This is a genomic window from Paraflavitalea devenefica (genome assembly GCF_011759375.1).
GTDB lineage: Bacteria > Bacteroidota > Bacteroidia > Chitinophagales > Chitinophagaceae > Paraflavitalea > Paraflavitalea devenefica.
Genome location: NZ_JAARML010000003.1, coordinates 80,556 through 99,508 on the forward strand (window position 1 = coordinate 80,556; position 18,953 = coordinate 99,508).

16 protein-coding genes are annotated in these 18,953 nt (G+C 48.0%); 3 read left to right on the forward strand and 13 right to left on the reverse strand.

All coding sequences use genetic code 11. From position 1 onward, the window contains the following. Positions 1 to 18 precede the first annotated feature (18 nt). A complete protein-coding gene (locus HB364_RS18795) occupies positions 19 to 441 on the reverse strand; it encodes an SPOR domain-containing protein (RefSeq protein ID WP_167289837.1) in 423 nt (140 codons plus the stop codon). 19 nt (positions 442 to 460) lie between these two features. Continuing rightward, positions 461 to 1,135, reverse strand: a complete 675-nt coding sequence (gene deoC / locus HB364_RS18800) for a deoxyribose-phosphate aldolase (RefSeq protein ID WP_167289838.1) — start codon at positions 1,133 to 1,135, stop codon at positions 461 to 463. A gap of 162 nt (positions 1,136 to 1,297) precedes the next feature. Here deoC and HB364_RS18805 point away from each other — a divergent pair, with 162 nt between their 5' ends. Further along, positions 1,298 to 4,357, forward strand: a complete 3,060-nt coding sequence (locus HB364_RS18805) for an amidohydrolase family protein (RefSeq protein ID WP_167289839.1) — start codon at positions 1,298 to 1,300, stop codon at positions 4,355 to 4,357. Between the two features lie 21 nt (positions 4,358 to 4,378). Then, on the forward strand, positions 4,379 to 5,692 hold the full coding sequence (locus HB364_RS18810; RefSeq protein WP_167289840.1) for an amidohydrolase family protein: 1,314 nt from the start codon (positions 4,379 to 4,381) through the stop codon (positions 5,690 to 5,692). A 64-nt stretch (positions 5,693 to 5,756) separates the two neighbouring features. On the opposite strand, the gene HB364_RS18815 is transcribed toward HB364_RS18810, so the two are convergent. From HB364_RS18815 to HB364_RS18855, 9 genes are all read right to left on the reverse strand, one after another. Further along, a complete protein-coding gene (locus tag HB364_RS18815) occupies positions 5,757 to 6,197 on the reverse strand; it encodes an NUDIX domain-containing protein (protein ID WP_167289841.1) in 441 nt (146 codons plus the stop codon). A gap of 36 nt (positions 6,198 to 6,233) precedes the next feature. After that, positions 6,234 to 6,908 (reverse strand): hypothetical protein, encoded by a 675-nt coding sequence (locus tag HB364_RS18820; protein ID WP_167289842.1) that lies wholly within the window; start codon positions 6,906 to 6,908, stop codon positions 6,234 to 6,236. 54 nt (positions 6,909 to 6,962) lie between these two features. Continuing rightward, positions 6,963 to 7,910, reverse strand: a complete 948-nt coding sequence (locus tag HB364_RS18825) for a hypothetical protein (RefSeq protein WP_167289843.1) — start codon at positions 7,908 to 7,910, stop codon at positions 6,963 to 6,965. A 74-nt stretch (positions 7,911 to 7,984) separates the two neighbouring features. Continuing rightward, positions 7,985 to 8,608 carry a helix-turn-helix domain-containing protein gene (locus tag HB364_RS18830; RefSeq protein ID WP_167289844.1) on the reverse strand — a complete coding sequence of 208 codons (624 nt, stop codon included), beginning with the start codon at positions 8,606 to 8,608 and terminating at the stop codon, positions 7,985 to 7,987. 241 nt (positions 8,609 to 8,849) lie between these two features. After that, positions 8,850 to 9,767 carry a UbiA prenyltransferase family protein gene (locus tag HB364_RS18835; protein ID WP_167289845.1) on the reverse strand — a complete coding sequence of 306 codons (918 nt, stop codon included), beginning with the start codon at positions 9,765 to 9,767 and terminating at the stop codon, positions 8,850 to 8,852. Next, positions 9,764 to 10,501, reverse strand: coding sequence for a BlaB/IND/MUS family subclass B1 metallo-beta-lactamase (gene bla / locus HB364_RS18840; protein WP_167289846.1), 738 nt, complete (start codon positions 10,499 to 10,501; stop codon positions 9,764 to 9,766). Before bla ends, HB364_RS18835 begins: the two co-directional genes overlap by 4 nt. Positions 10,502 to 10,535: 34 nt before the next feature. Next, positions 10,536 to 11,486, reverse strand: coding sequence for a nitrilase family protein (locus HB364_RS18845; RefSeq protein WP_167289847.1), 951 nt, complete (start codon positions 11,484 to 11,486; stop codon positions 10,536 to 10,538). Positions 11,487 to 11,623: 137 nt separating this feature from the next. Next, positions 11,624 to 14,944: a preprotein translocase subunit SecA gene (gene secA / locus HB364_RS18850; protein WP_167289848.1), complete on the reverse strand. Its 3,321-nt coding sequence runs from the start codon at positions 14,942 to 14,944 to the stop codon at positions 11,624 to 11,626. Between the two features lie 313 nt (positions 14,945 to 15,257). Then, complete coding sequence (locus HB364_RS18855) at positions 15,258 to 16,232, reverse strand: c-type cytochrome (RefSeq protein WP_167289849.1); 975 nt, start codon at positions 16,230 to 16,232, stop codon at positions 15,258 to 15,260. Positions 16,233 to 16,469: 237 nt separating this feature from the next. On the opposite strand from HB364_RS18855, the gene HB364_RS18860 reads away from it, so the two are divergent. After that, a complete protein-coding gene (locus HB364_RS18860; protein WP_167289850.1) occupies positions 16,470 to 17,222 on the forward strand; it encodes an XRE family transcriptional regulator in 753 nt (250 codons plus the stop codon). A 149-nt stretch (positions 17,223 to 17,371) separates the two neighbouring features. Here the strand turns inward: HB364_RS18860 and HB364_RS18865 are convergent, their stop codons facing one another. Further along, complete coding sequence (locus HB364_RS18865; RefSeq protein ID WP_246228551.1) at positions 17,372 to 18,286, reverse strand: histone deacetylase family protein; 915 nt, start codon at positions 18,284 to 18,286, stop codon at positions 17,372 to 17,374. Then, positions 18,283 to 18,945, reverse strand: a complete 663-nt coding sequence (gene pdeM, locus HB364_RS18870; RefSeq protein ID WP_167289851.1) for a ligase-associated DNA damage response endonuclease PdeM — start codon at positions 18,943 to 18,945, stop codon at positions 18,283 to 18,285. The genes HB364_RS18865 and pdeM overlap by 4 nt, the downstream gene beginning before the upstream one ends. Positions 18,946 to 18,953: the final 8 nt, after the last annotated feature.

Genomic DNA, 18,953 nt, shown 5'->3' on the forward strand with positions numbered 1-18,953 from the left:
AAAGCATCTGACCGAAACTTAATTTGATGGTGGTTCAGGATTCACTTCAATGGTATCTCTTACTACATATACACCGGAAGGAAAGAGCCGTTGGATATTGGGCAGGTAGTCATCTGCTTCCTGGCGGTCTTTAAAGTTGCCGGCTTTCAGTTTATAGAAAGGAGCCTGGTACATGAGGTATAAGTTCAGGCTGGGAAATTCCTGATACAACCTGGTTTTGGCATTAAGGGCTTTAGCCCGGTCATTGGTATTGATCACCAGGATACGGAAACCCGGCACAAACCGCCTGGCATTGCGGGTGGTGACCTCATTGATCTCTATCTGCTTTTTTATCAGCAGGTCAATGCGGGGGTCTTTGTGTACAATAATGGAACTGGTGTCGGTTTGTGCAAAGGCCTGGACACTGATCAACGAAATAAGGATGATAATAAGTCTTTTCATATTGCATTCTTTACAATAATCAATAACCTCCGGTGCTGCTTTCTTTCTCTCCTGTTACAATGGCTACACTGGCACTGCAACCCAACCTTGTGGCGCCGGCATCTACCAGTTCTTTGGCAAAAGCATAGGTCCGGATGCCGCCCGACGCCTTGATCTGAACAGAAGACGGTAAATGTTCGCGCATGAGTTGCACCGCTTCTACACTAGCCCCTTTTTCTGCATAGCCGGTAGAGGTTTTAACAAAATCAACATGGGCGGCTGCATACAAAGTACAACATTGAATGATTTCGGCTGCAGACAATATGCCACTTTCTATGATCACTTTCACCAGCCGCTGGTTTTGGTGAGCCGCTGCTACAATTGGTTTGATCTCGGATTCAAGGTAGCTGGTATCCCCGCTTTTAAGGGCCACCAGGTTGATCACTACATCCAGCTCATCTGCCCCGTCTTTAATGGCTTGTTCCGCTTCTGCCTGTTTGGCAGCGGCTACCGAATAGCCAAAGGGAAATCCTATGACCGTGGCCACTTTAACGCTGCTGCCGGATAAATATTTCTTTGCCGGCCTTACCAATGGCGGAGGCACACATACAGCGGCAAATCCATAGCGGGCGGCTTCCTCACATAGCTTTTTTATTTCATCTGAAGTGGTGGTTGGCTTTAATAGCGTATGATCAATATATTGAGCAATGTTCATAGAAAAGATGAGTGATTTTAATCATTCGTGAGCAGGAAATAAGGGCTAAAAACGTCTCATGGAGGTTATTTGCCGGTCAGACAAATTTTGCAGGGTCTAAATTAGTGTATTTGGTTAAATTGGACCCTTTTCGGGATCAAATTCATAAAACCAACCAAGCATATGAGAAAACTCAGGCTACGTCCGCCAGGAAGAATGCATTTCCTGATGGGGCTCTTCTTTGCATTTAGTTTTTCTGCACTGTCCCAGGTCACTTTCCCGGTAAATGGGGTGGCCGACCCTAAGAACGGGTATTACGCTTTCACCAACGCAACGATTGTTAAAGACGCCCAGACCACCCTTACCAATGCTACATTGGTGATCAGGGAAGGGAAGATCATTTCGGTAGGAGCCAACCTGGCCGCTCCCAAAGATGCCATAGTGATTGATTGTAGCGGTAAATATATTTATCCCTCTTTTATTGATGCCTATGCCGATTACGGTATTACGGCGCCTGCCAGGCAAACGGGTTTTAATTTTAATGCGCCTCCCCAGTTTATTTCCAACCAGAAAGGCGCTTTTGGCTGGAACCAGGCTATTCATTCCGACGTGGAAGCCGCTAAGCTGTTCGCGGCCGATGAAACGAAGGCCAAAACATTGCGGGATATCGGTTTTGGTACGGTATTAACCCACCAGAAAGATGGCATTGCCCGCGGCACCGGCGTAGTGGTTACACTGGCCGATGAAAGAGAAAACCTGGTGATGGTGAAAGAGAAAGCTTCGGCTCATTACTCCCTGAACAAAGGCTCCTCCACGCAAACCTATCCTGTCTCGATGATGGGTACCGTCGCCTTATTGCGTCAAAGCTATATGGATGCTGCCTGGTACAAAAGCAACCCGGTCAAAGAAGGCATTAACCTTACCCTCAAAGCCTGGAATGATAACCAGGGCCTGCCCCAGATCTTTGAAGCCAATGATAAGTGGAATGTACTGCGTGCCGATCGTGTGGGGGATGAATTTGGCGTACAATATATTATTAAAGGCGGTGGTAATGAATACCAGCGCATCAGGGAAATGGCCGAAACAAAGGCTGCCTTTATCCTGCCATTGAATTATCCTGCTGCCATGGATGTGGATGATCCCAATGATGTACGCTTCACCGGCCTGGATGATATGAAACACTGGGAACTGGCGCCTACCAATCCTGCTGCTTTTGAAAAAGCCGGCATTACTTTTTGCCTTACTACTTCCGACCTGGGCACTGTGGGCGATTTTATGGCCAACCTGCGGAAGGCCATTGAATATGGTCTTACAGAAACCAAAGCACTGGAAGCATTGACAAAAACGCCCGCTACTTTACTGGGTATTTATGATAAGGCCGGCAGCCTCGACGCCGGTAAGCTGGCCAATTTCCTGATCACCTCAGGCCCTGTTTTCCAGGAAAAAACAGTGGTATTCCACAACTGGGTACAGGGTAATAAGTATGCGGTGAAAGAAGATGGCTGGTATGATGTAAAGGGCACGTATAAATTGGTTGCCAATACAACCGCCGGTACTAAAACGTGGAGTGTGGAGTTGAAGGATGCCGGTGTTGCTTCTTTTGATACGCTCACGGGTAAGTACACATATGACGGCAAGCTGGTGAAGCTGAACTTTACAGAAGGCCGTGGCCCCCGGGCGATAGAAACTGTATTCAGCGGCGTAACCAGTGGTACGGTATGGAATGGCACCGGCCGCGATGCTGCAGGCAACCCATTTACCTGGACGGCTACTTTTGAAAAAGCAGGGGCTCCCAAACCCGACACTACAAAGCCCAAACAACCTTTGCAACTGGGCAAGGTTACTTTCCCCTTCCTGGCTTATGGATCGGAAGAGCTGCCTAAGCAGGAAACGATCCTGATTAAGAATGCTACCGTATGGACAAATGAGAAAGACGGCAAGCTGGAAGGAACAGATGTACTGGTAACAGGTGGTAAGATATCCCGGATAGGCAAGAACCTCCCTGCTTCCGGCGCTAAGGTGATTGATGGCACAGGCAAGCATTTAACACCCGGCGTTATTGATGAACATTCCCATATTGCTGCTGCCTCTATTAATGAAGGCGCCCAGAGCGTAAGTTCTGAAGTGCGTATTGCAGATAACCTGAACCCGGAGGATATTAATATTTACCGCCAGTTGAGCGGCGGTGTTACTTCTTCCCATATCCTGCATGGCTCTGCCAATACGATTGGCGGCCAGACCCAGTTGATCAAACTGCGCTGGGGCGCCAATGATGAAGAGCTGAAGTTTAAAGGTGCTGATCCCTTTATCAAGTTTGCCCTGGGTGAGAATGTAAAACGCAGCGGCTCACAAACGAATACCCGCTTCCCCGATACCCGTATGGGTGTGGAGCAGGTGCTGACAGACGCTTTCCAGCGTGCCAAGGATTATGAGCAGGCACTGAAGGCAAAGAAGCCCGGTGTGCGTCGCGACCTGGAACTGGATGCCCTGGTAGAGATCATGAATAAAAAGCGTTTCATTACCTGCCACTCATATGTGCAGAGCGAGATCACCGCTGCCATGCGCGTGGCTGAGAAGTTTGGTTTCCCCATCAACACATTCACGCACATCCTGGAAGGTTATAAAGTGGCTGATAAGATGAAGGCGCATGGTGTGGCTGCTTCTACTTTCAGCGACTGGTGGCAGTATAAGATGGAAGTGGTGGATGCCATTCCCTATAATGCGGCTATTATGCAAAGGGTGGGCTTGAATGTGGCCATTAACTCAGACGATGCGGAAATGGCGCGCCGCCTGAACCAGGAAGCCGGCAAGATTGTGAAGTATGGCGGCATTACTGAAGAAGAAGCCTTGAAGATGGTAACGCTGAACCCGGCCAAAATGCTGCACGTAGATGATAAGGTGGGCAGTATTAAACCAGGTAAGGATGCCGACCTGGTACTGTGGAGCAATAATCCGCTGAGCATTTACGCCGTAGCAGAAAAAACGATTGTAGACGGTACTATCTTTTTTGACCGTGACCGCGATAAAGAACTTCGTACACAGATACAGGCGGAAAGAACCAGGCTGATCCAGAAGCTGGCCGCAGCCAAACGTACATCGGCAGGAGGTGGCAACGGTGGCGGCGGCTTTACGCGCCCCAGACCACGTTTTGAGGTGATCCAGACTTGTATGGACCACTACCACAGCCATGGATTGCTGGCCATTACAGAAGAGGAAGCAGAAGCTCTTAACGAAAACAAATAACCCCTGTAAACGAACTGAATTATGAAAAGAATATTCTTCACGATATTAATGGGTAGCTGGATGGTAGCCAAGGTTTCCGCACAGGAAACAGTATATCCTGCTACCGCCCAGTCACAAACTATTGCGCTCACCAATGCCACTGTGCATGTAGGTAACGGGCAGGTGATCGAGAACGGCATGGTGGTATTTTCCAAAGGAAAGATTGTTGATGTGCGTCCTGCCGCCGCCATTGCCGATGTAAAGGTGATTGATTGCAAAGGCAAGCATATTTATCCCGGTCTTATTTTATCTGAATCTAATGTGGGCCTGGTAGAGGTATCGAGTGTGCGCGCTACCGATGATGTCAGTGAGCTGGGGCAGATGAACCCCAATATCCATTCACTGATAGCGTACAATACCGATTCAAAAGTGATCAATACCCTGCGTAATAATGGCATCCTGCTGGCGAATGTAACACCTGAGGGGGGTGTACTGTCGGGAAGTTCTTCTGTAGTACAACTGGATGCCTGGAACTGGGAAGATGCCGCTTACCTGGCCGATAATGCGATGCACTTCCGCATGCCCTCCCTGCTATTGCGCGGCGGTGGCCGTGGTGGTTTTGGCCGTTTTGGGCAAGGACAGCAACCTGCCGGTGATCCCATTAAGCGGGCGCTGGACCAGATAGAAGGGATAAAAGTATTTTTCCGCGAAGCCAAAGCCTACTACCAGGAGGCCAGCCATGGGGAAACCAACCTGAAGTATGAAGCCGTGAAAGGCCTGTTCAGCAAGAAGCAAAAGCTGTTTGTGCATTGCAATATTGTAAAGGAAATGCTGGTGGCTGTTGACTTTGCCAAAGAGTTTGGCTTTGATGTGGTGATCGTGGGCGGCTCTGAGAGCTACCAGATTGCCGATCTGCTGAAGCAAAATAATATCGCAGTGATCCTGGGCTCGATGCACAGCCTGCCTACGATGGTAGACGATGATGTGGACCAGCCTTATAAAACACCGGCTGCTTTACAAAAAGCTGGTGTGCTCTTTGCTATTAATGACGATGATGGCAGCACCCGCCAACGCAACCTGGCATTCAATGCCGGTACAGCGGCAGCCTATGGCCTTACTAAAGAAGAGGCGCTGGCTGCTGTGTCCCTGAATGCTGCCAAAATATTAGGGGTAGGGGACAAGACTGGTTCTATAGAAGCCGGCAAGGATGCCAACCTGCTGGTGTGTGATGGTGACCTGCTGGATATGCGCAGCAATATTATCCTGCATGCTTTTATCCAGGGCCGGGAGATCAACCTGACAGATAAGCACAAACAATTGTACGAACGTTACAAGTACAAATATGGACTGAAGTAAAATTTTAATCCGTTCCCTATAGTAAGCGGTGGGTTATCTTAACAAAGATGGCCCGCCGTTTTTTTTATCGCATGAAAGGAGGGGCCTGTGTGTCCAGGGCGTCCTGCAGCCAATAAGGATTTACCTGCGCCAGTGCCGGTGGTAGTGCCTCTTTAGGAAAGAAACGCAGTTCGGCTGTTTCTTCATTGGAAAAATTGTCCGGTATTTCTTTTAATAAGCTGGCCTCAAAGTAGGAAGTTACATATTGAACGGTGCGGTCTTTGTACCGGTAGGTTTGTGAAAAGGGCGAAGAGTAGATGCCTATAAACCGTTTGATGACTGCCGTGGTATCAGTTTCTTCCTGTATTTCCCGCAGTATAGCATCTGTTACACTTTCACCAAATTCCACATGGCCGGAGATGATGCCCCATTGATCTACATCTTTACGACGCTGCAATAGTATTTCTCCTTCCTGGTTGAAGATGATAGCCGCTACGGCCGGTAAGATCTCTTTCCTGGTATCCATCAGTATCCTGTTTGTATAAAGATACTGATCACTGTATTATTGTTCATTCAGGTACTGGAACAATTCTTTGAGCGCCTTGTCATTCTTCAGCTTCAGCTTTTTGGAGGCTGCCATGCTTTTAATCACCTCACCATATTTCGGCAGGGTGTAGAGGTAGTCTTTATCCTTTTTGATCTCTACCATTTGTCCGTCGGGGAAGAAGGCATATATCATTTCCTTAATCTGGTCTTTTCGCTGATCTTCCGGTACATCCTCTTTGTAAAGGCCAATGGTTTTTGCTTTGCAGGAAAGCAACTGGAATTTACCATCTACCAGTACTTCATAGAATGTTTCTCCTGTGTTTTTATGAACTGGCGGATAGGAGTTCCTGAAAGTGACATAGGCAGTATCGCCTTTGATCAGCAGTAACATGGAAATAGAGGCAATGGGATGGTTGAACTCCATGGTGGTAGTTCCTTCCTGGTAGTATGCTTTTTCGGCAAACTCATCAAAGAGTACCGGGACTTTCATGGCAGGGGCGCCATTTTTAAAAGTAACTACTGCAGGTGTCCATTCCTGGTTGAGGAATTTGGTGCGTACCGATTCATCGGGCACCATATCCGGCAGGCGGCCAACAGCAACCGGCCGGCCCGCGGCACTGCCAAAACTTTGTTGCCCCCGGGCCAACGCAGCTATTGAAAGCAGGAAGAGCGCTGCCATTATTTTTCTCATGTGACTGGCTTTACCTAAATATACAAAATTTTAGCCGGAGTAGAACCCTATGCCTCACCGGTGCAGGCCGAACTTTTTGCTTTTGGTATCTAATACAAGTATATAGGATAAAAACAATTTGTTGCCCGTCATCCCACCGATGCCCATTTTCATCATCTGGCTCACCTGGTCGTCACTAACACCTTCTATCCAGGTGGCATGGCGAACAGGAATAGTAAGTCCGCCTACCGTTATGCTGTCATTGGTGGCAATGGTATTGGCCGTTAATGTTTTTCCCCAGGACTGCACAGGGTATTGTACGGCCCCGGAACTATCGGACGCCAGTTTATGACAGGTGGCTTTATCGGTGAGCAATTCAAAGGCGCTGGAGCCTGTATCAAAATACAGGATGGTATTTTTCCCCTTAATAGTAGCCGGTAATAATATGCGCCGCATGGCAAACAGGAAGCTGGTCAGTTGGGTTGGCTGCAGGTGGGCAGGCAGACTGTCGCCAATGAATAAACTTTTCCGGGGATAATCAATGATGATGACCTTGTTCTCCAGGAGATCGGCGCCCAGGGTGCCAATGATCTGCGGAGCGCGTTTGTTTTTCCAATCAATGCCACTACTGTCGAATGAGCGTATGGCTATTTGCCGGGCGGTAATAGGAAGCGGGCCGGCTTTAAAACGGTAGTTGGTCAGGCTATCACCCGGCGCAGTAGTGGCCGGGTACTTCCGGTGAATGGCCTGCAGCTTATTCCCATAAAACAGCGAATACGGAGCGCCTGTATCGAACTGCATGTAAAATGTTTGGGGACAGCCGGGAAGGGTGACCGGGATCAGCAGGGCAACATAAGGTTCCCATCGCCCACGGAGGCTATCGCCTTTCCAGTGCAGGGGCAGGGTATAGTTGCCTGCAGGCAATGTTAACTGATTGGGAGGGAGGGATGGAGGAAGCTGCGCCAGTGCCTGATCAATCAACAGGAGGGGCAGGAAGATGAAGACAAATAGTATTTTTTTCATGCCCTGAAGATAGGGCGGAGCCTGCCCGGATAGTCCTGACATTCACCCGACAATTACCTGACATTGAATGACAATCAGCCATTTATATAAGAAGCCCGGTTGTTATTCCTGATCCTGAGCGCCGTAAAAAAGATGATGAAGGCGTTGAGGATGTACATGCCGGCAAAGATCCAAAGGTAGTTCAGCAGGTTGCTCTTATCGAACCAGGTGGTTTGAATGAGGTTGTAAACAAGCGTCAGCAGCAACAGGAAGTGCGTAGAGATGGTCCAGTATATCTGCTGGCGGATGATGCGCTGACCGGTAGTGAGCAGGGTATCGCTCTTTTCTTTCCACTTTTTCAGGAGCAGGATGGGAATGAGGAAGTGTACAAAGGGGACCACGAGGTAAGAAAAAGCTGAAAGGTTAAGCAATTGCAGGAAGTGGCGGCATTTTTCCTGTGTCTGTTTTGTGGTCGGGAGTTCGCCATTTAACAGGGAACAATCATTGGTGATCCGGAGGCATGACCTTACGGAGATGAACTCTTCAAAGGGCATATTAAGCGCTGCAGCTATAGCCTTGAGGGTATAATCGCGTGGAATGCTATCATCACTTTCAATACGTTGAATAGTGCGTACGGTGACGGTCGCTCTCTCTGCCAGTTGCTCTTGCGTAAGACCTTTACTCTTCCTGGCTCTTAATACTTTGTTTCCGAGACTCATGGTTGTAGAACTAACATTAGGGTACTCCGTAAGCAAAGCTGGTGCCAACCAGCTTATATGATACTCAGGTGTAACATAGGCAAAGATAATGTGCAGTCATTAATGCCGGAAATATTGTGGCGGCCGGTACTGGTTCTTACTTAGCACAGGGGTTGAAAAACCTGTATAACTAGCTATAAGTTATAGGATTAAATAAATGTCAACAATTGTGCTTTTAACAATTATTTACCCATTTGGATGATCAGAAATAGAGCATCGCGACAGTGCCGCACAAGGCTTTCACCAGCATGAGCCCGTCAATGATAATAAGGTAATAAAGGATGGATTTGCGCCGGTGCATGGACCAGGCTACGGCAATAAGGGCTGCAAATGGAATGATATTCAGCCCTATTTTCAGGACATGAAAATGGCGCAGGATGGCATAGGAGATAAAGGAGACCAGGCCAATGATACATAAAGGAATGATGATATAGAAGATGGTGTTGCGCAAGCCTACCTCTACCACGAATGTTTTGAGCTGGCGGTTGTAATCTACTGCATAGTCCTTAATGTCGAACATAATACACAGTATGGTGATGAACATGAAGTTCTTGATAAAGAGAAAGAGCCCTACCAGCGTAGGCTCAAAGATGAGCCCATAGTCAAGGCTGTAAAACAATACAGGGTATACGGTTACCAGTCCGGCCCAGGCAAACCCTATTACAAAAGGTTTGAGCCAGCCCGAATTCCGGAGGTTAAACCTGCCAAACTTTTTACTGTTGATGCCATAGTACAGGGCTGCAGTGACGGGGAAAATAAATATGAGGGCCCAGTGCCACCAGGATAGCCATTTCAGGTGTTGCCAGTTCTTGTACAGGAAGATCCCTGCACATAGGATCACGATGATGGTGAACAGGATCTGGGAAAAGAATACCCATCGCCTGAACTGCACATACCAAAGTATTCTTTTGTTATTGGTAGTTACATTGACATCTGTGATGTAGGCCCTGGTATAGTAGAGAACAGTGGCGCAGAATACGATGGTGTAATACAGCAGGCTGTTCAGCGGGTACCGCTGTTGCAGGCTGGCTTCAATGGAAAGAGCTACCGCACACAATCCATAGAAGTAATTACCAAAGAAAATAAAACTGATCAGTGCTTTGTGAAATGGCTGCTTCATTCTTTATGCGCCTTTAGCAACTGCAAGGTATGCTGTAAAGATTGATTATCCGTCCAGCCATCGTGTCCCGGTATTACATAACGGGGCTCAGGAAATTTATTCATGACCCTATTGATAGACCTGGGCCATTCCCGTACGTTGGCATCTGACAGGTTGCCCAGGCCGGTAGCCTCTGTGCTTTTGACAAAGCAGCCGCCATAGAGTATTTTTTCGTTGACAAACCAAATGACTATGTTATCCGGCGCATGGCCTGCTCCGGGGTAGAAAGTTTGAAATTGGTGGTTGCCTATGTGGAATGTGGTGTCTTTGGTGAAGCGGAATTGTGCCTGTGGCATTCCCTTTTGCCGGCATAGCTCATAGGTTTGTTGGGTAGACCAGGTAGGTATGCCTTTGGCCTGCAGGAATGCCAATCCGCCTGTTCTGTCTTCATGAAAATGGGTGGGGATACAAAGGACCACTTCTTTGTGGTGGCGGGCTTTGATGCTATCCAGCAGGGGCTGGAACTGGGTAGTATCCCAGGGAGTGTCGAACATTACTATACCTTTGCCGGTAACGAGATACATGCTATTGGAAGGGAAATACGTTTTGCCCCAGAGGTTATAGGTGGTGTATACATAAAAATCACCGGTGAGGTGGGTTATCTTCAGTTTGGGGGATGGCGACTGGGCGGGTGAGCGCAGACTTATGATTAATGAAAGCAGAATGGTACAACTATATATGCAGGTTCTTTTCATTGTGCAACGGAAGTTAGTTATTAAAAAACATGATTTATTGTTTATCAAGCCATACTACTTTCTGTTCTGGGGTATGTTCCTGCCCGATAATATCGCGGTACAGATCTGGCCGGCGGGCTTTGATGTACCGGTAACCGCCTGCCTGGGTGAGTTTTTCCGGTGTGAGGGTTGCAGTTACAAAATCATCTCCCAGCGTGCGGCATTCCGCAATAACATCTCCAAAGGGATCAATGATCATAGAACAACCATTTTTTAACTGGTCATCATCCATGCCGATGGGGTTAGAGAAGACAACATATATGGCATTGTCATAAGCCCTTGCCGGTAACCATTTCAGGAGCCAGTCGCGCCCCTTCATGCCCTCAAATTCCAGTCGCAGGGAGGTGGGATCTGTTTCCCGGTTTTCCCACAGTACAGGGTCTACAAAACCTGCACCGGGCCGGGTAGAAGGTGTGCACATGGTAACATGCGGCATGAAGATAACCTGAGCGCCCAGCAGGGTGGTAGCCCTTACGTTTTCAATCACATTGTTGTCATAGCAAATCAAGATGCCGCATTTCCAGCCATACAGGTCAAATACACAGTATTGATCGCCGGGCGTTAAATGGGGATTGATAAAAGGATGTAGTTTCCGGTACTTAGCAATCAATCCGTTTTTATCAACGCATACATAGGCCTTAAATAATTTGTCTTCCTGGTCTTTTTCAAAAAGTCCTGCCAGGATAGCTATATTGTATTTGCCGGCAATGGCTTGCAGCTTTTTGATGCTTGCTCCATCAGGGATGGGTTCTGCAATGGCCAGCATCTGTTCTTTGGAAAGATGCCGGGCAAAGGTATAGCCGGTGATGGAGCATTCATGAAAAGCAATGACATGGGCGCCTTGTGAAACTGCCTTCTGTGCCAACTGGTCTATAACGGAAAGGTTGTATGCTTTATCATCGCTTTTGTTTTCAAATTGAGCGGTTGCTATTTTTAGGTTGTTCATTGTTCCCGGGATAAGTTGTCTGTAATAGGTTGTACACGCAAATGTACAGGGCTTTTAGCATGGCAAAATCAAAGGAATTGCGAATAAAAAAAGCATCCACACAAGTGGATGCTTTTTGAAATATTATCATTAAATACTTATGCGTCTTTACCGTGGCAGTTCTTGAACTTCTTGCCACTGCCGCAGGGACATGGATCATTACGTCCTACCTTGGGGCCTACACGTACAGGCTCCTGTTTAACAGGGGAGGGATCATAATAATCATTTTCATTGGCTGCATAGTCATCGCCACGACGCTCAATGTCTTCCTTATTGGCCTGCATACGGCTCATATCTGTTTTCTCTTCACGTCCTTCCCTGATCTGCTGGCCGTTCTGCTGCTCCACAGGTATGTTGGCATGGCACAGGAAGCTGATGATGTCTTTATTTACATCACTGTCCATACGCTTGAACAGGTCAAAGGCCGTGATCTTATAGATCACCAGCGGGTCTTTCTGTTCCAGGTAGGCTGTCTGTACGCTTTGTTTCAGATCGTCCATGGCCCGCAGGTGCTCTTTCCAGGCATCATCAATGATGGCTAAGGTGATCTGGCGTTCCAGGGCGTTGGTCAGTTCGCGGCCACTTGTTTCAACGGTCTTATTCAGGTTGGCCAGCACCTGCATGCCTTTCTTGCCATCGGTGAAGGGTACTACCACATTTTCGATGTGGCTGCCCTGGGTAGTGCGGATATTTTTGAATACCGGTACTGCCTGCTGCTGTACTTCGGCCAGTTTCCGCTGGTAGCGGGTAACGGCTTCATTGTAAAGCTGGTCGGCCAGTTGGTTGGGATTGCTTTTCTTGAACTCTTCTTCTGTGATGGCGCTGTCTATACCGAAGTTGACGATCGCTGCCATTTTGAAGCCCTCATAGTCATCCTGCTCCTGGAATGAGCTGATCAATCCTTCTGCTACAATATAGAAGGCGTTATCAAGGTCAAGCGCCAGGCGGTCTCCAAACAAGGCGTGGTTACGTTTCTTATAGATCACGTTCCGCTGTTTGTTCATCACATCATCATATTCCAGCAAACGCTTACGGATACCGAAGTTGTTCTCTTCTACTTTCTTCTGTGCGCGTTCAATGCTCTTGGTCACCATGCTGTGCTGGATCACTTCGCCTTCCTTATAACCAAAGCGGTCCATGATGGAAGCGATGCGCTCACTGCCAAATAAACGCATGAGCTCATCTTCCAGTGATACATAGAACTGGGAAGTACCGGGATCGCCCTGACGGCCTGCACGGCCACGCAACTGCCTGTCTACACGACGGCTTTCATGGCGTTCGGTACCAATAATGGCCAAACCACCGGCTTCTTTCACGCCAGGCCCCAGCTTGATATCCGTACCACGACCCGCCATGTTGGTGGCAATGGTGATAGCGCCGGCCAGGCCAGCTTCGGCCACTACCTGCGCCTCACGGGCGTGTTGTTTTGCGTTCAATACGTTGTGGGGAATCTTTTTACCCGCCATCATCTTACTCAGCAATTCACTCACCTCTACAGAAGTGGTACCTACCAGTACCGGGCGGCCTGCATTACGCAGTTGTTCGATCTCATCAATAACGGCTTTGTACTTTTCACGCTTGGTTTTATATACCAGGTCTTCATGGTCTTTGCGGATGGCGGTTACGTTGGTAGGAATGGTTACCACATCCAGTTTGTAAATATCCCAGAACTCACCGGCTTCTGTGATCGCTGTACCGGTCATACCGGCCAGCTTATGGTACATACGGAAGTAGTTCTGTAAGGTAATGGTAGCGTAGGTTTGTGTAGCGGCTTCGATCTTCACGTTTTCCTTGGCTTCAATGGCCTGGTGTAAACCGTCGCTGTAACGGCGGCCATCCAGTATACGACCCGTTTGTTCATCAACGATCTTTACCGCCCCTTCCATCACCACATATTCTACATCTTTATCAAACAGGGTATAGGCTTTCAATAACTGCTGTACCGTATGGATACGGTCGGCCTTAATAGTATAGTCATTCAGTACAGCTTCCTTGCGTTGCAGCTTTTCTTCACTGTCCAGCTCTTCTTTTTCGATCTCTGCCAGTTGCACACCAATATCCGGCAGTACAAAGAACTCAGGATCTTCACCGGATTTGGTGATTGCCTGGATACCTTTGTCGGTCAATTCTACCTGGTTATTCTTTTCGTCAATATGGAAATACAATTCCTGGTCTACCACAGGCATTTGCTTCTGCTGGTCGGCCAGGTAATAGTTCTCTGATTTTTGCAGCTTCACCCGTACACCCGACTCGCTCAGGAATTTGATCAGGGCGCTGTTTTTGGGTAAGCCACGGTAGGCGCGCATCAGGGCCAGACCGCCGCTTTTGGGTTCATCATCTCCCTCGGCGAATAACTTTTTAGCCTCGTTCAGGTATTTGTTGGTTACCTGCTTTTGCATGTCTACCAGTCTTTCCACCCGGCTCTTGAGTATATGGTATTGCTGATCATCGCCACGGGGTACAGGACCTGAAATGATCAGCGGCGTACGGGCATCGTCGATCAATACGCTATCCACCTCATCCACCATGGCGAAATGGTGTTTGCGCTGCACCATTTCTTCCGGTGTATGCACCATGTTATCGCGCAGGTAGTCAAAACCAAATTCGTTATTGGTACCGTAGGTGATATCGGCCTGGTAAGCCTTGCGCCTGTCGGCACTATTGGGTTGGTGCTTGTCAATACAATCTACTGTAAGGCCCAGCCATTCAAAAATGGTCCCGTTCCATTCGGAGTCACGTTTGGCGAGGTAATCGTTCACGGTTACAATGTGCACGCCTTCCCCGGCCAATGCATTTACATAGGCAGGCAGGGTAGATACGAGGGTCTTACCTTCACCGGTGGCCATTTCGGAGATCTTCCCTTCATGCAATACCGTACCACCAATAAGCTGCACATCATAGTGCACCATGTTCCAGGTAATGGGGGCGCCGCCGGCATTCCAGGTATTGTTGAAAATGGATTTATCGCCTTCAATACGGATATAGTCTTTCTTCACGCTCAGGTCGCGGTCCAGCTGAGTGGCGGTGGCTACGAGCTCTGTATTCTCCTTGAAGCGGCGGGCGGTTTCTTTGACCACAGCAAAAGCTTCGGGCAGCAATTCTTTCAATACTACTTCTATCTGCTTGTCACGGTCTTTGATCAGCTTATCTACCTCCTGGTAAATAACGTCTTTGCCATTAATATCACTGAAAGGGAGTTCCTCAGCCTGCTTATTCAGCCCGGCAATTTCGTCGTCAATCTTTTGCAGGTGGGCTTTTATGCGCTGACGGAATTCCTGTGTTTTATTCCTTAACTGGTCATTGCTCAGGGACTGGAAAGCAGCAAAGTGCTGATTGATCTGCTGCACGATGGGCTGGATAGTTTTAATATCCTTCTCCGACTTGCTGCCTCCGAACATTTTAGATAAAAAACCTAACATGATTATAGCTGGTTGATGATTTAATTGTAACAAAGTTCCCGCAGATCTGGCTGATTAACACAGAGACATGGGTTTCTGTGAAAATCTGTGGGATCTGTGAGCCAATACTGTTGTCAAAAAAAGTGCTATACTTTGATAACGAGCCAATTTGACAGGACGTCAAAGGTAAGGAAAAGCGATGGGAGTGAAAGCTGACGAATGAAGGTAATAGGTTACTCTTATTCCGGGCAAAAAGGCAGAAAAAGGGTTCAACAATCAGTAACTGGCTTTTGAACCCCTTTATTGATTATCAATGAGTAAGAGATATTAGAAATTACTCCTTATTGGCTATTACCCCTGGTTTAACTACATTTTTAACTGGTTTCAGGGTCTGAAGGAACTTATACAGGGCTTTCAGCTCATCATCACTCATACGGGAGTAAGAAGGCCATGGCATTACGCTGTGGGGGATGAGCCTTCCCTGGCGGAAGCGTTTGATAAATTGTTCCTGTGACCAGCCAAAGAGCCTGCCGGTAGAATCGGGCGTAAGGTTGGGCGTGAAGATGGAATAGTTTTCGGGGTCTATGGCCGATTCCATTTTAAGACCGCCGGCAAAAAGTTCACCGATGGGGGCGCCGGTCATCATATCGCGGTTGGTATGGCAACCTGCGCAGTTGGCAATACTGTTTGCGAGGTATTGGCCATAAGCAACCGAAGTGTCGCGGGGAATGCTTTTGGGCACTTCACCACTGGGACCAACGGGTTTTATGAGGAAGGCGTTCACCACTTTGCCCAGGGCAAAGATCTCGTGGTCTGGCACCTTGTGTTTTACCGGTTTTTGGGTTCGTAAAAAGGAGATGATAGCGGTAAGGTCTTCATCGGTAACATTGTGGAAAGGCATAAAATCCAGCCCGGCTGTGCCATCAGGCCTTACGCCATAGCGCAATAGGCGGGCAATTTCTTTATCTGTTCGCTTACCAATGCCGGTTTCCATATCAGGCGTAATGTTCCTGACATAAATATTGGCAATGGGGAGTTTAAAAGGCATACCGCCGGACAGCGGCACTTCCTGTCCTTTCAGCATCAGTTCCCGGGATTCCGGTGCGCCATGACAGTCGGCACAATGTCCCGGCCCATAGGCCAGGTACCTGCCCCGGGCAATAATACTGCTGTCGGCAGAAGCCTGGATATCGGGATAAGGCGCTTCATATTTCATGTTTTGCCGGCAGGCTACTGTGATGACTAAAATGAGGATCAGGGCAACAATGACTATACCTGTCCATTTCAGGACCTTCTTTAACGTCTTCATTCGATTTAAGCTTTCTATGTTCTGGTAAATATTACCGGGGACAAAACTTATTATTAAAAGGCAGGCCGAAAAATGAAAGCGGATGGATTGAGCATTGAGCGTAGTGAGTTGTGAATGGTGAGTGGGGAAGAGGGAGTGGCTTTTTTAAAATTTAATGTGTATAAGACACTTTACTCAAAAAATTATTTGGTTGAGTGACAAAATAGTTAGTATTTTTACTGCTAAAATTATTAGTCTATGGCAATAGCTGGTAAAAACCTGAAGTATCTCCGCAAGTTGAGGGGGTGGACCCAGGAAGAGTTCTCCAATAAGCTGGGCATCAAACGATCTCTATTGGGCGCTTATGAGGAAGAAAGAGCGGACCCGCGTATTGAAGTGCTGGAATTGGTGGGGGAAATGTTTAAGCTCACCCTGGATGAACTGTTGCTGAAAGATCTTGGAGATACCAAAGGTAATTACCTGGCTAAGCGACGGGCGCAGAAAATGGCCGCCGGCACCAATGAGATTCAACTGGTACCGGTGAAAGCCGCCGCTGGCTACCTGGCTGGTTATGCTGACCCGGAGTTCCTGGATGAACTGAATACGTTCACGTTGCCGATGCTGGCACCGGGCTCTTACCGGGCTTTTGAAATTGTGGGTGATTCCATGTTGCCCACGCCCAGCGGCTCGGTGATCGTAGGGGAAAAAGTAGATGATGTGGAGGACGTGAAGAGCAATAATACCTATATCGTCATCTCCCGCAATGAAGGTATTGTGTACAAACGGGTGTTGAAAAATACACGCACTAAGAACAAGCTTACCCTCATCAGCGATAATGTAGCTTACCAGCCTTATAATATCAACGAGGAAGATGTGATTGAATTGTGGAAGGCTACTATGGTCATCAGTAAGGTCAATACACAACAACGCTGGGATGTGAACCAACTGGCCAGCGTGGTGAGCGACCTGCAGGAACAAGTGAGTAAGCTGAAGAAGAAGAAAGCGAATTAAGGACGGATTGAGGATATTGACATTAGGTTGGCAGTACCGGTTGCCTCGTAACCATACAAGCCGCATGTCATCTTTTTACAACGTAATAATCAATAATTATTAATTAATAATTATTGATTATTACGTTGTTCGTTATAGTTGTAGAGTAACTAAAAATAAACATCCAGAGCTGCCCGGAAGGTATTACAATGGGCGTCTACGATCGTCTTTACATCTGGCGAATAACCGCCGCCCATGGCTACGGTGCAGGGAATCTGGTGGCGGCGTAACATAGTGAATACAATCTCATCCCTTCTGCGGCAACCGGGTAATGTAACCTGCAGCTTGCCAAACTTATCAGTAGACAGGATATCTACGCCCGACAGGAAGAATGCAAAATCTGGCCGCAACTGATTGATCAATGTTTGCAGGGTATTTTCCAGCAGGGGCAGGTAGATGGCATCATGGGTGCCATCTTTCAGGGCAATGTCCAGGTCGCTCTTCTCTTTGTGGAAGGGATAGTTATGATCTCCATGCATGCTGAAGGTAAATACCCGCGGCTCTTTTTCAAAGAGGCGCGCAGTGCCATTGCCCTGGTGCACATCGAGATCAATGATCAATATCTTTTGCGCCAGCTTATGGTGCAAAAGGTAATTGGCCGCTACTGCAAAATCATTCAGTAAGCAAAAGCCTTCGCCGCGGTCGGCAAAAGCATGGTGGGTGCCACCGGCCACATTCATGGCTACGCCATGTTCAAAAGCATAATGGCAGCAATCAATCGTGCCCTGGGTGATCATCAGTTCCCGTTGTATAAGCGCCGGTGATTGCGGAAAGCCGATATGCCGCTGCTCTTTGGCGGAGAGTGTTTGCTGGTGTAGCTTTTCCAGGTAGGCCGCATCATGCGTCCACAATACTACTTCATCCGGACAAGGTACTGGCGCAAACAGGTTTTGTGTGGTGATACTGCCTTCATAGAGCAACTGCTCCGGGATGAGTTCATATTTTATCATCGGGAAGCGGTGGCCTTCGGGCAGGGGATGCGCATAAATGGGATCGTAGGCGATCTTTAATAGGGACGTGCTCATTGTAACTGGATGATCTGTTTATTGACAATGGCAAAAACATTTTCATCATCAGCAGGTCGTATCATGGCCAGGCCGGTAAATTGGCCAAAGGCAGGTAATACACAAAATGTTTTGGTAAAGTAGAAGCAAGGGAATGACAGGGACTGCTTTCCTTTTCCGCTGATACAGATGCCGGGATGCAGGTGTCCGGAGAAATAATATTGTTGTTCCGTGGTATCTATTTCTTCGGGCAGGTCATGAATAAAATGGAAATGCCGGTTCATGCACAGGGAGTCTTCTATCACTTCAATAGCGGCTTCGCGGTACCATTGTTCATGCAGGATATCGTGATTGCCCCTCACCAGCCGGATGGGAAGGCCGGCGAGGTCATGCCGCCATCTTTTGAAAAGTTCCAGTTCTTTATTTTCATGGCTGTGAAACAGGTCGCCTACCACGATCAGTTGCCTGGGCTGAAAATATTGTAGCTGACTGATGAGGCGTTGCAGGTCGTTCTTGTAAACGGTTTGCGGAATAGCGATACCATGTTTGCGGAAGTGGCCCGATTTTCCGAAATGAAGGTCTGAAACGATCAGCGCTTTTTCTTCTTCCCAGAAAATACAGCGGTCGGGCGAAAGCCAGAACTGGTGCTGTAATAATTTATGTGCAATGGGTACCTGCATGAATGGAC

Excerpts from the sequence above, each read along its gene's own strand:
- HB364_RS18795 (WP_167289837.1), bottom strand. The coding sequence starts at position 441 with ATGAAAAGACTTATTATCATCCTTATTTCGTTGATCAGTGTCCAGGCC.
- deoC (WP_167289838.1), bottom strand. The coding sequence starts at position 1,135 with ATGAACATTGCTCAATATATTGATCATACGCTATTAAAGCCAACCACC.
- HB364_RS18805 (WP_167289839.1), top strand. The coding sequence starts at position 1,298 with ATGAGAAAACTCAGGCTACGTCCGCCAGGAAGAATGCATTTCCTGATG.
- HB364_RS18810 (WP_167289840.1), top strand. The coding sequence starts at position 4,379 with ATGAAAAGAATATTCTTCACGATATTAATGGGTAGCTGGATGGTAGCC.
- HB364_RS18815 (WP_167289841.1), bottom strand. The coding sequence starts at position 6,197 with ATGGATACCAGGAAAGAGATCTTACCGGCCGTAGCGGCTATCATCTTC.
- HB364_RS18820 (WP_167289842.1), bottom strand. The coding sequence starts at position 6,908 with ATGAGAAAAATAATGGCAGCGCTCTTCCTGCTTTCAATAGCTGCGTTG.
- HB364_RS18825 (WP_167289843.1), bottom strand. The coding sequence starts at position 7,910 with ATGAAAAAAATACTATTTGTCTTCATCTTCCTGCCCCTCCTGTTGATT.
- HB364_RS18830 (WP_167289844.1), bottom strand. The coding sequence starts at position 8,608 with ATGAGTCTCGGAAACAAAGTATTAAGAGCCAGGAAGAGTAAAGGTCTT.
- HB364_RS18835 (WP_167289845.1), bottom strand. The coding sequence starts at position 9,767 with ATGAAGCAGCCATTTCACAAAGCACTGATCAGTTTTATTTTCTTTGGT.
- bla (WP_167289846.1), bottom strand. The coding sequence starts at position 10,501 with ATGAAAAGAACCTGCATATATAGTTGTACCATTCTGCTTTCATTAATC.
- HB364_RS18845 (WP_167289847.1), bottom strand. The coding sequence starts at position 11,486 with ATGAACAACCTAAAAATAGCAACCGCTCAATTTGAAAACAAAAGCGAT.
- secA (WP_167289848.1), bottom strand. The coding sequence starts at position 14,944 with ATGTTAGGTTTTTTATCTAAAATGTTCGGAGGCAGCAAGTCGGAGAAG.
- HB364_RS18855 (WP_167289849.1), bottom strand. The coding sequence starts at position 16,232 with ATGAAGACGTTAAAGAAGGTCCTGAAATGGACAGGTATAGTCATTGTT.
- HB364_RS18860 (WP_167289850.1), top strand. The coding sequence starts at position 16,470 with ATGGCAATAGCTGGTAAAAACCTGAAGTATCTCCGCAAGTTGAGGGGG.
- HB364_RS18865 (WP_246228551.1), bottom strand. The coding sequence starts at position 18,286 with ATGAGCACGTCCCTATTAAAGATCGCCTACGATCCCATTTATGCGCAT.
- pdeM (WP_167289851.1), bottom strand. The coding sequence starts at position 18,945 with ATGCAGGTACCCATTGCACATAAATTATTACAGCACCAGTTCTGGCTT.